Annotated in this window: 8 protein-coding genes, 8 pseudogenes and 1 riboswitch; of the genes and pseudogenes, 11 read left to right on the forward strand and 5 right to left on the reverse strand. The window is 38.3% G+C overall.

Translation table 11 applies throughout. From position 1 onward, the window contains the following. The first annotated feature begins 8 nt into the window (after window positions 1–8). The 5 genes and pseudogenes from infB to QMQ21_RS03195 all read left to right on the forward strand — a co-directional run. On the forward strand, window positions 9–2,810 hold the full coding sequence (gene infB, locus QMQ21_RS03175) for a translation initiation factor IF-2 (RefSeq protein WP_023935641.1): 2,802 nt from the start codon (window positions 9–11) through the stop codon (window positions 2,808–2,810). Window positions 2,811–3,059: 249 nt separating this feature from the next. After that, a complete protein-coding gene (gene rbfA, locus QMQ21_RS03180) occupies window positions 3,060–3,410 on the forward strand; it encodes a 30S ribosome-binding factor RbfA (protein ID WP_001273597.1) in 351 nt (116 codons plus the stop codon). Window positions 3,411–3,666: 256 nt separating this feature from the next. Continuing rightward, a pseudogene (locus QMQ21_RS03185) lies at window positions 3,667–4,005 on the forward strand (hypothetical protein); the annotation flags it as partial. Between the two features lie 139 nt (window positions 4,006–4,144). Beyond that, window positions 4,145–4,907, forward strand: a pseudogene (locus QMQ21_RS03190) (DpnI domain-containing protein). Next, window positions 4,903–5,283 (forward strand): annotated as a pseudogene (locus QMQ21_RS03195) (DpnD/PcfM family protein); the annotation flags it as partial. The pseudogenes QMQ21_RS03190 and QMQ21_RS03195, both read left to right, overlap by 5 nt. 63 nt (window positions 5,284–5,346) lie before the next feature. Here the strand turns inward: QMQ21_RS03195 and dcm are convergent. Continuing rightward, window positions 5,347–6,610, reverse strand: a pseudogene (gene dcm, locus QMQ21_RS03200) (DNA (cytosine-5-)-methyltransferase). 116 nt (window positions 6,611–6,726) lie between these two features. On the opposite strand from dcm, the gene QMQ21_RS03205 reads away from it, so the two are divergent. Then, entirely contained in the window at window positions 6,727–8,217 is a 1,491-nt protein-coding gene (locus QMQ21_RS03205; protein ID WP_023935643.1) for a Sau3AI family type II restriction endonuclease, read from the forward strand. 55 nt (window positions 8,218–8,272) lie between these two features. Here QMQ21_RS03205 and QMQ21_RS03210 read toward each other — a convergent pair whose 3' ends face one another. From QMQ21_RS03210 to QMQ21_RS03225, 4 genes and pseudogenes are all read right to left on the reverse strand, one after another. Continuing rightward, window positions 8,273–9,535, reverse strand: a complete 1,263-nt coding sequence (locus tag QMQ21_RS03210) for a nucleobase:cation symporter-2 family protein (RefSeq protein WP_001194509.1) — start codon at window positions 9,533–9,535, stop codon at window positions 8,273–8,275. Continuing rightward, entirely contained in the window at window positions 9,535–10,116 is a 582-nt protein-coding gene (locus tag QMQ21_RS03215; RefSeq protein ID WP_000770416.1) for a xanthine phosphoribosyltransferase, read from the reverse strand. The genes QMQ21_RS03210 and QMQ21_RS03215 overlap by 1 nt, the downstream gene beginning before the upstream one ends. A gap of 123 nt (window positions 10,117–10,239) precedes the next feature. Beyond that, window positions 10,240–10,334, reverse strand: a riboswitch (purine riboswitch). A 340-nt stretch (window positions 10,335–10,674) separates the two neighbouring features. Then, window positions 10,675–11,060, reverse strand: a pseudogene (locus tag QMQ21_RS03220) (bleomycin resistance protein). 11 nt (window positions 11,061–11,071) lie between these two features. Next, window positions 11,072–11,899 carry an exodeoxyribonuclease III gene (locus QMQ21_RS03225; RefSeq protein ID WP_261813896.1) on the reverse strand — a complete coding sequence of 276 codons (828 nt, stop codon included), beginning with the start codon at window positions 11,897–11,899 and terminating at the stop codon, window positions 11,072–11,074. Window positions 11,900–12,118: 219 nt separating this feature from the next. Here QMQ21_RS03225 and QMQ21_RS03230 point away from each other — a divergent pair. The 5 genes and pseudogenes from QMQ21_RS03230 to QMQ21_RS03250 all read left to right on the forward strand — a co-directional run bounded on the left by QMQ21_RS03230 (window position 12,119) and on the right by QMQ21_RS03250 (window position 15,118). Continuing rightward, window positions 12,119–13,019, forward strand: a pseudogene (locus QMQ21_RS03230) (CPBP family intramembrane glutamic endopeptidase). Beyond that, window positions 13,003–13,290: an autorepressor SdpR family transcription factor gene (locus QMQ21_RS03235; RefSeq protein ID WP_000006513.1), complete on the forward strand. Its 288-nt coding sequence runs from the start codon at window positions 13,003–13,005 to the stop codon at window positions 13,288–13,290. The pseudogene QMQ21_RS03230 and the gene QMQ21_RS03235 overlap by 17 nt, the downstream one beginning before the upstream one ends. Continuing rightward, window positions 13,271–13,912, forward strand: a complete 642-nt coding sequence (locus QMQ21_RS03240) for an SdpI family protein (protein ID WP_023935645.1) — start codon at window positions 13,271–13,273, stop codon at window positions 13,910–13,912. Before QMQ21_RS03235 ends, QMQ21_RS03240 begins: the two co-directional genes overlap by 20 nt. A 126-nt stretch (window positions 13,913–14,038) precedes the next feature. Beyond that, window positions 14,039–14,490, forward strand: a pseudogene (locus tag QMQ21_RS03245) (DUF3290 family protein). Then, window positions 14,487–15,118: pseudogene (locus QMQ21_RS03250) on the forward strand (DUF421 domain-containing protein). The pseudogenes QMQ21_RS03245 and QMQ21_RS03250 overlap by 4 nt, the downstream one beginning before the upstream one ends. Window positions 15,119–15,172 lie beyond the last annotated feature (54 nt).

The raw sequence follows: 15,172 nt of genomic DNA on the forward strand, positions 1-15,172 counted from the left end.
GACATGATTTGTCTAAGAAAAGATTGTACGAAATCGCAAAAGAACTTGGAAAAGAAAGTAAAGAAGTTGTAGCGCGTGCAAAAGAGTTGGGCTTGGATGTGAAAAGCCACTCATCAAGTGTGGAAGAAGCTGTCGCTGCAAAAATTGCTGCCAGCTTTAAGCCTGCAGCTGCTCCGAAAGTAGAAGCAAAACCTGCAGCACCAAAAGTAAGTGCAGAAAAGAAAGCCGAAAAATCTGAGCCAGCTAAACCAGCTGTAGCTAAGGAAGAGGCAAAACCTGCTGAGCCAGTCGCTCCGAAAACAGAAAAAGTAGCAGCTAAACCGCAAAGTCGTAATTTCAAGGCTGAGCGTGAAGCTCGTGCCAAAGAACAGGCAGAACGACGCAAGCAAAATAAGGGCAATAACCGTGACCAACAACAAAACGGAAACCGTCAGAAAAACGACGGTCGCAATGGTGGAAAACAAGGTCAAGGCAACCGCGATAATCGTCGCTTTAATGATCAAGCTAAGAAACAGCAAGGTCAGCAAAATCGAGGAAATGAACGCCGTCAACAAGAGGATAAACGTCCAAATCAAGCGGCTCCACGTGTTGACTTTAAAGCCCGTGCAGCAGCCCTAAAAGCAGAGCAAAATGCTGAATATGCACGTTCAAGTGAGGAACGTTTCAAGCAGTATCAGGCTGCTAAAGAAGCCTTGGCTCAAGCTAACAAACGCAAGGAACCAGAGGAAATCTTTGAAGAAGCGGCTAAGTTAGCTGAACAAGCGCAACAAGAACAGCAAGTTCAAGCAGTGGTTGAACTTGCTCCTGTAGCTAAAGAAGCGCCAGTGGATACACGTCGTAAGAAACAAGCTCGACCAGACAAAAATCGTGACGATTATGATCACGAAGAAGATGGTCCTAGAAAACAACAAAAGAATCGAAGTAGTCAAAATCAAGTGAGAAATCAAAAGAATAGTAACTGGAATAACAACAAAAAGAACAAAAAAGGCAATAACAAGAACAACCGTAATCAGACTCCAAAACCTGTTACAGAGCGTAAATTCCATGAATTGCCAACAGAATTTGAGTATACAGATGGTATGACCGTTGCGGAAATCGCAAAACGTATCAAACGTGAACCAGCTGAAATCGTTAAGAAACTCTTTATGATGGGTGTCATGGCCACACAAAACCAATCCTTGGATGGGGAAACCATCGAACTCCTCATGGTGGATTACGGTATCGAAGCCAAACAAAAGGTTGAAGTGGATAATGCTGACATCGAACGTTTCTTTGTCGAAGATGGTTATCTCAATGAAAATGAATTGGTTGAGCGTCCACCAGTTGTAACTATCATGGGACACGTTGACCACGGTAAAACAACACTCCTAGATACCCTTCGTAATTCTCGTGTTGCGACAGGTGAAGCAGGTGGTATCACTCAGCATATCGGTGCCTACCAAATCGTGGAAAATGGCAAGAAGATTACTTTCCTTGATACACCGGGACACGCGGCCTTTACATCTATGCGTGCGCGTGGTGCTTCTGTTACCGATATTACGATTTTGGTCGTAGCGGCAGATGACGGGGTTATGCCTCAGACTATCGAAGCCATCAACCACTCAAAAGCGGCCAATGTTCCAATCATCGTAGCTATCAACAAGATTGATAAACCAGGTGCTAACCCAGAACGCGTTATCGGTGAATTGGCAGAGCATGGAGTTATGTCAACTGCTTGGGGTGGAGATTCTGAATTTGTTGAAATCTCAGCTAAATTCAACCAAAACATCGAAGAATTGTTGGAAACAGTCCTTCTTGTAGCTGAAATTCAAGAACTCAAGGCAGACCCAACAGTGCGTGCGATCGGTACAGTTATCGAAGCGCGCTTGGATAAAGGAAAAGGTGCGGTCGCAACCCTTCTTGTTCAACAAGGTACCTTGAATGTTCAAGACCCAATCGTTGTCGGAAATACCTTCGGTCGTGTCCGTGCTATGACCAATGACCTTGGTCGTCGTGTTAAGGTAGCAGGTCCATCAACGCCAGTTTCAATCACAGGTTTGAACGAAGCGCCAATGGCGGGTGACCACTTTGCTGTCTACGAAGATGAAAAATCTGCGCGTGCAGCAGGTGAAGAGCGTGCCAAACGTGCCCTCATGAAACAACGTCAAGCTACCCAACGTGTTAGCCTTGAAAACCTCTTTGATACCCTTAAAGCTGGTGAACTCAAGTCTGTTAACGTTATCATTAAGGCTGACGTACAAGGTTCTGTTGAAGCCCTTTCTGCATCACTTCAGAAAATCGATGTGGAAGGTGTCAAAGTGACCATCGTCCACTCAGCGGTCGGTGCTATCAATGAATCTGACGTGACCCTTGCCGAAGCTTCAAATGCCTTTATCGTTGGTTTCAACGTACGCCCTACACCACAAGCTCGTCAACAAGCAGAAGCTGACGATGTGGAAATTCGTCTCCACAGCATTATCTATAAGGTTATCGAAGAGATGGAAGAAGCCATGAAAGGGATGCTTGATCCAGAATTCGAAGAAAAAGTTATCGGTGAAGCAGTTATTCGTGAAACCTTCAAGGTGTCTAAAGTGGGAACTATCGGTGGATTTATGGTTATCAACGGTAAGGTTGCCCGTGACTCTAAAGTCCGTGTTATCCGTGATGGTGTCGTTATCTATGATGGTGAACTCGCAAGCTTGAAACACTATAAAGACGACGTTAAGGAAGTTACAAACGGCCGTGAAGGTGGATTGATGATCGATGGCTACAATGATATCAAGACTGATGATGTGATTGAGGCCTATGTCATGGAAGAAATCAAGAGATAAGATTTTTGCTCCTTTCTTAGGTGGTGAGGGACGCAAGCAAACCGATGGTTTCATTGCTTATTTTTGAGCCTAGGGTCTCAAAAATCCCCTGTGATGGGACTGATAAATCAGTTCCATCACTTTCACCACGGCGAAAGAAGCAGATGACTTCAAATTGAACTTCGTTTCAATTTAAACTGAAAATCAAGAAGTTTAAAATAGCTAGGTCTGCTGGCCTAGCTTTTGGTTCAAAGTAGAGAAAGGAATATCATGGCAAATCATTTCCGTACAGATCGTGTGGGCATGGAAATCAAGCGTGAAGTCAATGAGATTTTGCAAAAGAAAGTCCGTGATCCACGTGTCCAAGGTGTGACCATCACAGATGTTCAGATGCTGGGTGACTTGTCTGTTGCCAAGGTTTATTACACCATTTTGAGTAACCTTGCTTCGGATATCCAAAAAGTCCAAATCGGGCTTGAAAAAGCAACTGGTACCATCAAACGTGAACTTGGTCGCAATTTGAAATTGTACAAAATCCCAGATTTGACCTTCGTCAAAGACGAGTCCATCGAGTATGGAAACAAGATTGACGAGATGCTACGCAATCTGGATAAGAACTAAAGAAGAGGGGCAACCCTCTTTTTTGGTGGAGAAAAAGGCAATAAAACATGATGGGGGAATCTTTCTAGACTTATACTCAATGAAAATCAAAGAGCAAACTAGGAAACTAGCCGCAGGCTGTACTGGAGTAGGGCAAGGTGAAGCTGACGTAGTTTGAATTTGATTTTCGAAGAGTATTAAAAATTATTAAAAAGATTTATAAAATTTAGATAGTGTGATATTATGAGATAAAGATACAAGAGAAAGAGGTATTTATATGGCTGAACAAGACTTAGCTATGCAAGTATTGCAACAAGTGGTGAAACTACCTGTTGTTAAGGTTGATCGTTCGAAGTTTTTAGTGGATAAGTTTTCCAAAGAATTAGATCCACAGGACATTCCTACCTTATTAGAACAAGACCCAACGTCTCTCTTATCTTAAGAAATCTTAGATCGAGTGGCTAATGTCTGTATTAGGGATAATGTTTTATTAGCGAGTGGGACTTCTGTTGTTGCAGGATTACCAGGTGGACTTGCCATGGCAATTACCATACCAGCGAATATAGCTCAATTTTATGCTTTTTCTTTAAAATTAGCTCAAGAACTAGGGTATATTTTATGAGATATGTGAGAAGGAAATATAAAAGAGAATGATGAAATACAAATGTAATAGGTACATATATGTGGTATACTAGTTATAGTAGATTTTAATTGCTTATATCGAGTGAATTCTCATATTAGTGAGGAATTTTTAAATGGAATTACAATTTAATTTAGAACTAGTAGAAACCTATAAAAGTAATAGTCAGAAGGCACGTATCTTAATGGAGGATTGGGTTTATCGTCAGTCTTATTGCCCTAATTGTGGGAAAAATCCTTTAAATCATTTTGAAAATAATAGACCTGTAGCAGATTTTTACTGTAATCATTGTAGTGAGGAGTTTGAACTAAAGAGCAAAAAAGGAAATTTTTCATCAACAATCAATGATGGTGCTTATGCAACGATGATGGAGCGTGTGCAGGTAGATAATAATTCTAATTTCTTTTTTAACTTATACAAAAAATTTTGAGGTAAATAATTTTCTTGTCCTTCCGAAGCAATTTGTTACACCGAAATCAATTATTCAAAGGAAGCCACTTGCGCCAACTGCTAGACGAGCAGGTTGGATTGGTTGTAACATTGATTTATCACAAGTACTTTCTAAAGGAAGAATATTTTTTGTGAAAAATGGACAAGTTAGAGATCCAGAAAAAGTTACAAAAGAATTTAAGCAAAGTTTATTTTTAAGGAAGAACTCTCTTTCAGTAAGAGGTTGGACAATAGAAATTCTAAATTGTATAGATAAGATAGAGGGTTCAGAATTTACCCTTGAAGATATGTATCGTTTTGAAAGTGACCTAAAAAATATCTTTGTTAAGAACAATCATATCAAAGAAAAGATTAGGCAACAGCTTCAAATATTAAGAGACAAAGAAATAATAGAATTTAAAGGTAGAGGAAAGTATCGGAAATTATGAAAACTTATGTGTAATGGTTTATACTTTATCAGACCCTGATTGTGTGAGGTGGTTGTCTGAAAATATGGAGTTTGGTGATGAGAAACAACTTTTTTTATTGAATAAAAAATATAGCTGGGAATATGGAGATGAATTACCAGAGTGGTTGGAAAGCCCAAAACTATATAGATTATTGCTAATAAGTGAATGATTGGAAAGCAATTTAAAACTGAAAAAGTATACAGTAGAAATTACAGAAACTTTATCACGTTTAGTAAGTATAGAGGCTGAAAATCCAGATGAAGCCGAACGACTTGTAAGAGAAAAGTATAAGAGTTGTGAAATTGTTCTTGATTCAGATGATTTTCAGAACTATGACACTAGCATATATGATTAGATAGATGTTTTTATTTTGTCACACAAAAAAGAGGCTCGCACCTCTTTTTTAGTTTCAGATAAATTAATCAATTTTTTTAATAAATTTAGCAATTTCTTTTACAATCTCAGTAACCAAAGCATTTCCCATAAAAAACATTCTCATTTTATCAGATACCTCTACAATAGATCCATCTGACAATTTCTTTTTAGCTGTCCAATCATCTGGGAAATCCTGAAGGCGTTCAGCTTCAATGGGTGTAATTAATCTATATTTATTGTTTACAAATAATAAATGTGTGGAACGATTAACTGTTCCTTCGGATGTAAGCATTGTTCGTCCTGGAAGGTTTAAATCATCATAAGGGGACATTCCTCCTTCTGAATAGATGTATTGATGTCCGTCAGAGGATGTTCGTTCAATTTTCTTAGGTCCTCTAAGATATTGAAATTTTTCCAATTTTGACTGATCAGTTAAAAAATATTTTTCAGGTACTTCAGACTCATCTTGAAGAATTTCTCCTAGAGTGATAGGATTGCCATTGTAATTAGGTTCTGTATCAATAGAATAGTATTTTCCATGTCTCATAATTCCTGTATTCCAAACAGTACCAGTAAAAGTATCTGAAACTTCAACTATATCATTTGGTAACTCATAAAACACATGACGATTTTTAACTGCTATAGGTTTAATAGGAAATTGTTTTGCAAATAGACCTTGATTGAAAATATAGTCATCATACCTATTCTCTTCAAAGATTTCTTCATTTTTTTCGTAAAGATTGTCATTTTTTTGGGCAAAGACTGTATCATTTCGATATACGAAAAAGAATACACGACGTCTTCGTTGGCTTCTTCCATACTCAGCAGCATTAATAACTCTCCACTCTACAGAATATCCAAGGTTATTAAAAGCTGTTAGCATGATTGCAAAATCACGTCCTCTCTGTTTTGAGGGCGCTTTTAAAAGCCTATCCACGTTTCCAGAATTAAGTATTTGGGTTTAATGATTTCAGTTGCTCTAATGATTTCCCAAAATAAAACTCCTTTTTTCCTTCAATACCTTTTTCATCTTTCTTGCTACGCGCAACAGAGTAATCTTGGCAAGGAAAACCACCGACAATCATATCGGCATCCATTTTGGAAAATTGTTCGTCTGTTACATCAGAGATACTAATATTGATGTTTTCGCTATTGGGGAAGTGATAATCATAGACCTCAAATGCGTCTTGAGATTTACGAGATGGTTCCCATTGGTTTGCCCATTTTGTTTTAAAGAGTTGCTTATCGGCATTTTCTAATCCTATCCGAAAACCGCCAACTCCAGCAAATAGTTCGAGAACTTTCATCTTTTCTCCTTCATTTTTTTACAGTTTAATCCATTATATACTATTTTCAATGATTGATCAAGTATTAATGTTTGCTTTAGTTTAATTTGATATAATATAAAAGATAGGAGAAGAAAATGGATCAAAACTTATTTAACTATAACGATGAAGATATCGATAGTGTTATTGAATATTCTCATAAACTATTAAATAGAAAATTTTCCGATGTTATGGAGGAGTATAATCGTTCGCTTTATAAATCATATGACGATTATAATGATAGAGTAGTCTCTGAGGTACAAGATAAAGCAATTAGTATGAAGTCAAAAGGGCAGTATGGGAATTATATTGAAAAATATTTCTATGGTTATCAGCCAAATAGTGACTCGGAAGCTGACTTTGAAAAAATAGGTGTAGAATTAAAAGTTACTCCTTTTAAGATAAACAAAAATGGGACACTTAGTGCAAAAGAACGACTTGTATTAACAATACTAAACTATATGGAGGAAAATTTAGAGGATTTTTACTCCACTCATTTATGGAAAAAATGTGCAAAGATTTTGTTATTGTTTTACAATGGCTTAATTCCCAATCAAACAATGAAGGACTATGTCATTGAAAAAATATTTTTATATGAATGGTTTGAGGAGGATATGGCAGTCATCCTTGAAGACTATCAGAAGATTACAGACAAAATCAAAAATGGAAAGGCACATGAATTATCAGAATCAGATGGAAACTATTTATCAACTTGTACAAAAGGTGCAGGTAAAGGAAAGGATTTAAGACAGCAACCATTTAGTCATGAATTAGCAAAACAAAGAGCTTGGGAATTAAAATCAAGTTATATGACCTATCTGATTAATCATAAAATCTTTAACCAATCAGATCAAGAAAGTGTTTTGGCTAATTTTAGGGGTGAAAAAAAGTCATTTACTGAGGTTATTGCAGAGAAGATTCTTTCCTACAAAGGTTTCTCTGAACAAAAGTTATATGATAGATTTGAAGTGAATCCCAAGGCAAAAGGTAAGAATAGTACTCTGATTAGAAAAATTTTAGGCTTGACAGGGGATTTGGATAAGACCAAAGAATTTCAAAAAGCAAACATGAATTTGAGAGTTATTCGAGTAGATAAGAATAATTTACCTAAGGAAGACTCTCCATTTAAAACTTATTGTTTTAAAGAATTAGCAGAAACAGATAGTTGGGAATCATCACATGTTTATAATGAAATTTATAATAAACGATTCCTTTTCGTTATTTTTAAGGAAATTGAACCTAAGCTATTTGTATTAGATTCTATCAAATTTTGGGGATTTCAGGATAGACAATTAGAAGAAATCCAAAGAGTGTGGCAGGAAACTAGACAAATTATTTCTGACGGAGTTAAATTAACTCAAAATGGTAATAAAGTTTCAACTAATTTCCCTCAAAGTAAGATAAATAGAATTCTATTTACGAAATTACATGCTACCAATGCTTACTATGAAATTGAAAAAGGAAAATTTGTTGGGAAAGGCTCATTATCTGATACAGATGAACTTCCAGATGGACGTAGGATTACAAAACACTCCTTTTGGATGCCTAAGAAGTTTATAAAAGAAATATTAGATGGGAATTGGGATTGATAGTATTTATAATCAATTTGTGATAAACAAAAAAAGAGGCTCGCACCTCTTTTTCTTATTGCTTTTTATGATTTAATACAGCATTGAGTACAATGGCGAGTAGGCTAGCTACGACGATTCCGTTTGAGAAGAACATTTGGAAGGCTGTCGGCATGCTGACAAAGAGATTACTGTTGTTGAGTCCGACACCTGCAGCGATGGATACAGCTGCGATAAGGAAGTTATGTTCATTGTTAGCAAAGTCAACACGGGCGAGGATTTGCATTCCTTGAATGGATACAAAACCAAACATCACCAGCATGGCACCACCGAGGACAGGGCTCGGAATGATTTGGGCAAGGGCGCCAAACTTAGGAAGGAGTCCAAGGAGAACCAGGAAACCAGCTGCGTAGTAGATTGGCAGGCGAGTCTTGATACCTGATAATTTAACCAAACCAACGTTTTGTGAAAATCCGGTGTAAGGGAAGGTGTTAAAGATTCCTCCGAGAAGTACGGCCAAACCTTCTGCGCGGTAACCGTTGCGCAGGCGCGTGCTGTCGATTGGATCTTTCGTGATATCAGACAAGGCTAGGTAAACACCAGTCGACTCAACCATAGACACCGTTGCGATGATACACATCATGACAATAGATGAGATTTCAAAGGTTGGCATCCCAAAGTAGAGTGGAGTTGGGACATGGACAAGTGGTGCTGACGCAACAGGAGAGAAGTCCACCAAACCCATGCTAGCAGCAATGGCGGTTCCAACAACCAGACCAATCAAAATAGAGATAGACTTGATAAATCCTTTGGTAAAGATGTTGATCAAGAGGATAATCAGAACAGTAATAGCTGCAAGCAAGAGACTTTGACCAGTTGGTTCTGGAACGTTATTTCCCATATTTCCAATAGCGACAGGGATCAAGGTTAAACCAATCGTGGTAATAACAGATCCTGTTACGATAGATGGGAAGAGATTGGCTACTTTTGAGAAGATACCTGAAACAAGAACCACGTAAATCCCTGATGCGATAAGGGCACCAAACATAGCGCCACTACCATGGCTTTGCCCAATCATAATCAAGGGAGCTACCGACTGGAAGGCAACCCCAAGAACGACTGGTAGCCCAATCCCAAAGTATTTGTTGAGTTGGAGTTGGAGGAAGGTTGCCACACCACACATGAAGATATCTGTGGAAATCAGGTAGGTCAACTGCTCAGTTGAATAGCCAAGGGCTGTCGCAATCATGATGGGAACCAGGATAGATCCTGAGTACATGGCTAGTAAGTGCTGCAAGCCAAGAACGGCTGCTTGCGAGTGTTTTTCTTGAGTTTGCATTAGAGATCTGCCTCCTTAAATACGACCTGACCATTTTCAAAACGATCCAAACGAGCGAGTGATAGAACAGGGTAGCCTGCTTTTTCAAGCAAATCACGGCCATCTTGGAAGGATTTTTCAATCACAATACCGATAGCTTCGACTGTGGCACCAGCTTGTTCGATGATTTGAATCAAGCCTTTGGCAGCTTGGCCATTAGCAAGGAAATCGTCGATAATCAAGACCTTGTCCTCTGGTGAGAGGAATTTTCCAGCGATAGAAACGGTGCTGGTTACCTGCTTGGTAAAGGAGTAAACTTGGGCAGTTAAGATGCCTTCATTCATAGTGATGTTTTTAGCTTTTTTAGCGAAAATCATGGGAACGTTTAAGGCTTCAGCTGTAAAAACGGCTGGGGCAATACCCGACGCTTCAATGGTTACGACTTTGGTAATGCCAGCAGAAGCAAATTTTTCCGCAAAAACCTTACCGATTTCTCTCATCAAGCTAAAGTCAACTTGGTGGGTTAAAAAGGAATCTACCTTGAGGATGTTATCACCCAAGATATGCCCATCCTTGAGGATGCGCTCTTCTAATAATTTCATAAGACCTCCTAAAGTCTAAAAGCCAATCCATTTGCTTGTTTATAGTTTCTAGCAAGAAATAGAAAAAGGACTTACTTAATCTCTAAGTAAGTCCCCAAAATAGGCATGGCAAAAACGACCATACCTCACTTCTGACTTACTTATTGTTAGGTGTTCGGCACCTTGTAGAAACGTCGTGCCAATTCACGACATAAACAAGTAAAATGATATTCAATTTTAAATAGGCTTGAGCCAATGTTTTTATTTTACACTAAATCACTTTAGAAATCAACTGTTTTGTTAGTGTTTTGGTTTAAAAAACGAACAAATATAATAAAAATGGAGAAAAATCAACTTATTGGCTAACATTTATACTCAATGAAAATCAAAGAGCAAACTAGGAAGCTAGCCGCAGGCTGTACTTGAGTACGGTAAGGCGACGCTGACGTGGTTTGAATTTGATTTTCGAAGAGTATTAGAAGATTTTTTCATCATAAAAGACATATTATCAAGATTTTTCAAGACCTGACAATATGCCTTTTTCTGATTTGAAATATTTTTTGCTAAACCTTTATTATTCTACTCGCTAAATCTTAAAAAATAACCATCTGGATCCAAAATCGCAAATTCATGGGGATATATAAAGTTATCTCCTACTCGAAATTCTCTTTTTGTCAGGGGACGATGGATAGGATAGTCAGCTTCCATCACTTTTTGATAAAGTTGTGGGACATCCTTTATACCAAAGGATAGATTGACACCTTTTCCAAAAGGGTAGGTAAGGTTAGCCAGTTCCTCCGGGTTCCTTCCTCTAGCATTAGCTGGCAGTCTTCAAGCGAGAGGAAGAGAAATTTCTCCTCGGGACGCTCGTATTCGACAGAGAATCCTAGCAGGTCGCAGTAGAAGTGACGTGATTTTTCGATGTCAGATACTACAAATTCAGGAATGACAGCTTGATAGTCCATTCGTTTTCTCCTTAGAGTTCAATCTCCATGACAATGGGTGTGTGGTCTTGACGAGCACCTGAGTCAATCATATCAGATTTAGTGACCTTGTCTGCGAGACGGTTACTTGTGAGCCAGTAGTCGATTCTCCAGCCTGTATTGTTGATTTTAGAAGTCTTGCTGCGCTGTGCCCACCAAGTGTAGCGTTCTGGAACATCACCGTGAACGTGGCGGAAGGTATCCGTAAATCCAGTTGCTAAAAGGTTGGTAAATCCAGCACGTTCCTCGTCGGTAAATCCAGGTGAACGGCGGTTGCTAGCAGGATTTGCAAGGTCAATCTCATTGTGGGCCACGTTGTAGTCACCTATTGCAAGGACTGGTTTTTCTTTGTCTAGTTCAGCCAAGTATTCAGCATATTTGACATCCCAGACTTGACGTTCTTCCAAGCGTTTGAGACCATCGCCAGCGTTTGGAGTGTAAACTTGGGTCACGAAAAATTCATCAAATTCTAGAGTGATGATACGACCTTCCAAGTCCATGGTAGAAGGGGCACCGATTTCTGGGAAAGTGACAGTGGGTGTGAGTTCTTTCTTATAAAGGAACATGGTTCCAGCATAGCCTTTACGGGCAGGTTCTTGGGAAGAGCGCCACGTGTTTTCGTAGCCTGGGAAGAGTTCTTCTAAAATTTCCACGTGTTTCTTTGTAGGCCCTTTGGCAGAAAGCTTGGTTTCTTGGATAGCGATGATATCAGCATTTTCAGCGACCAAAGTTTGTAAGACTTCTTGGGACAATTTGGCACGAGCTGAGTCACTAGTTAGGGCAGCATTGAGGGAATCAATATTCCATGAGATAAGTTTCATAAAGTTACCTTTTTCGTTCAGATTATAGATTTTATTATACCAAAAAAAGGTCTATTTCCCCAACGTATGGTTTGAAAAATTACTCTTTAGACTTTATCCTGAGAAAATAAAAATTTCCTAAACTATTTAGAAAAAAATCTAAATAGCTCTTGTGTTTAGAATAGAAAGGTATATAATGTTATTTAGAAAAATATCTAAATAGAAAGTGAAGTTACATATATGTCAAATAAGAGAACAATCCTTCTTTTTGTGGTCTTGGCTTATGCCCTTGCTTGGATAATATGGTTGGCACTATGGATAGGTGGTGTTGGTCTAAATTCTCCATGGAGTCAACTTGCTAGTATTGTAGCCATGTGGATGCCTGCGCTTGCAGTCTTTCTCTTAGGGAAAATCACGAATCAACCTAGTGGAATCAAATCTAAATTAGTCGTGAATCTCAAGAGGAACTGGCGCTTTTACTTACTAGCTATCTGGTTCCCAGCAGTTATCAGTTTTTTAGGAGCAGGACTTTATTTTCTTCTATTCCCTAGCAATTTCAGCCTTGGTTTTGAATCTATTCAAGCTATTTTACAAGAAAAAGGAGTCCTTCAATCACCGTTCCCCTTATCTTTCTTGGCCTTGATTCAAATCCTAGCTAGTTTGACCTACGCTCCTTTTCTTAATAGTTTCTTTGCATTGGGAGAGGAAATTGGTTGGCGTGGCTATCTTTACCCAGCTCTAAGAGGACGCTTTTCAATAGTCCAGACTCATGTCTTGCTTGGTCTCATTTGGAGTCTTTGGCATCTACCAATCAATTTGCAAGGCTATAATTATGGACTATCTTATTTTTCTTATCCCGTTTTGGGAGTTGTTGCTATGTTTCTATTTTGTTTTAGCCTAGGAATATTGTTGAGCTGGTTGTTTGAAAAGACAGGTTCTATCTGGGCTTCTGCCCTATTTCATGGGGCAATCAATGCAACTGCTTAGTATTGGGTTACTCTTTCAATTACCAGGAGAAAAAGTTTCAAGCCTCTTGATTTTAGGCCCATCACCGACAGGAATACTATCAGTTCTACCTTGCTTAGTCCTAGCCCTACTAATATTACAGAGGGAAAGGAGTCATTATGAGTTTTGCAAATAGCTTTAAAGCCTTATCTCATCCAGTTAGGAGAGAGATTTTGAATTTACTCAAAACAGGTAGATTACCTGCAGGAGAAATTGCCAGTCAATTTGAGTTGACTAGTGCAACTATTTCACACCATCTTACGATTTTGAAAGCAGCGGATTTGATTCATGAAATGAAAGAAAAAAACTTTATTTATTATGAGTTAAATACATCGGTTTTAGAGGATATAATGGTTTGGTTAGCAGATCTGAAAGGAGATCATTTTGATGAAGATAAAAATCAATAAGAAATTGGTATTATTTACGAGCATTCTCATCCTACTACCTTCCCTTGTAGGTTGTGTTTTCTGGAATCAATTACCAGAGGAGATACCCACTCATTTTAATCTACTGGGTCAAGCAGATGGCTACAATCATAAAATGTCTGCTATCTTTGGATTACCGACTCTCATGCTTTTGATGCATTGGGTGCTTCTATTTTTAATGATTAAGGATCCTAAATCTAGCAATATCAGTTCAAAAATACAAGTTTTGATTTACTGGATTATTCCTTTTATATCTTGTCTATTAATGATTTCTATCTTCGGAGAATCTTTGGGTTATTCTATGATGAGTGGGCTACTAGCTCAGATTTTTATGGGAGTCGTGATGATCGTAATTGGAAATTATCTACCAAAAACACACCGAAATTATATAATCGGTATTCGACTTCCGTGGACCTTGGAGAGTGATAAAAACTGGAGAAAAACACATCGATTAGCTGGAAAAATTTGGGTATTAGGAGGATTGTTATTGTTTCTAAATTCCTTTGTGCAACTATATGTTTACTGGGTATTCTTCTTGACACTTTTCTTTGTAGTGATAATTCCTAGTGTCTATTCTTATCAATTATCAAAACTAGAATCTTGAAACAGGTATTTGAGTCATTAGTTAGAGAAGTTGGTCTGATAAGTCTATTTCCCCAACGTATGGTTTGAAAAATCATCCTCTTTTGTTTATAATTAAGAATGATTTTATGAAAGGGAGTGAAAATACATGAAATTCTACTCTTATGACTATGTACTCAGCCAAATCGGTCAGCAAAATGGTATCATGGTTGGCTTTGGGATTGTGCTCCTAGCTATCACAGGATTTTTTGCCTTCAAGGCGTATCGTGATAAAAAAGGTGACTAGATTTTGTGAATTGGTCATGATTTTTGTCTTGACTTTGATGGCCATGCTTTTGGTGACAATCTCAAAATATCAGACCAATTAAGCCTCTAACAACCAATTTCAAACTTCATTTCATAGAGGTTGTTTCTAAAGACTTGGGAGTGGATAAATCAGAAGTTTACGTCAATACTTCTGCAGTTACTGATGGAGAACTTGTCAAGGTCGGTTCAGATTTCTACCACGCCATGAACGAGAGCGAATTAGATAAGTATCTTTTAAAGAAATTAGAATTGCATCAAACAGACGTTATTGAATTGGTGAAGGTAAACAAGTGACACTCAACTGTATGGAAATTGTAATCGAACTGGCCTTGGGGCTCTTCTCACTTGTTTTGTTATCAATGTGACAGGAAAGGGGAACTTAGCACCTAACTCTGCGACAGATTAAATTCAGAATTATGTTCTCTGTGCTATCATTGGTGGGGTGATTTACAATAGTTCTATCAGCATTTTGCAGTACGAGGTGATTTTACTGATGTGGACTATTTTGGTTTTGACCCTCAAGTGGCTTCATAATATTCGTTTTGTGAAATGTTTGATTGATGGTAAGCCAACTCTCCTCATCAAACATGAGAAGATTGACCTAGAAGCCTGTCGTTCGGTTGATTTGTTTGGGGTGGATGTAACCCTCAAACTTCGTAGCCAAGGGATTTTCCAGATGAAGCAAGTTGAACGAGCTGTGCAGGAGCAAAATGACCAACTCATCGTGGTCCAAATGGGAGATGAAAATCCTAAGTATCTAATTGTGACTGATGGTGTTATCCAAGTAGAAGTCTTGGAATCGCTTGGCTGTAGCGAAGAGTGGTTGATTGATAATCTCGGCAAACAAGGGCATGACAATGTAGCCAATATCTTTATCGCTGAGTATGACAAAGGTGACGTTACAGTTGTAACCTATGAATAAGAAAAACCTGGGGTCGGAGTCTCAGGTTTCCATTTGGAACTAGAAAGGAATTTT

Source organism: Streptococcus bouchesdurhonensis (genome assembly GCF_948472335.1).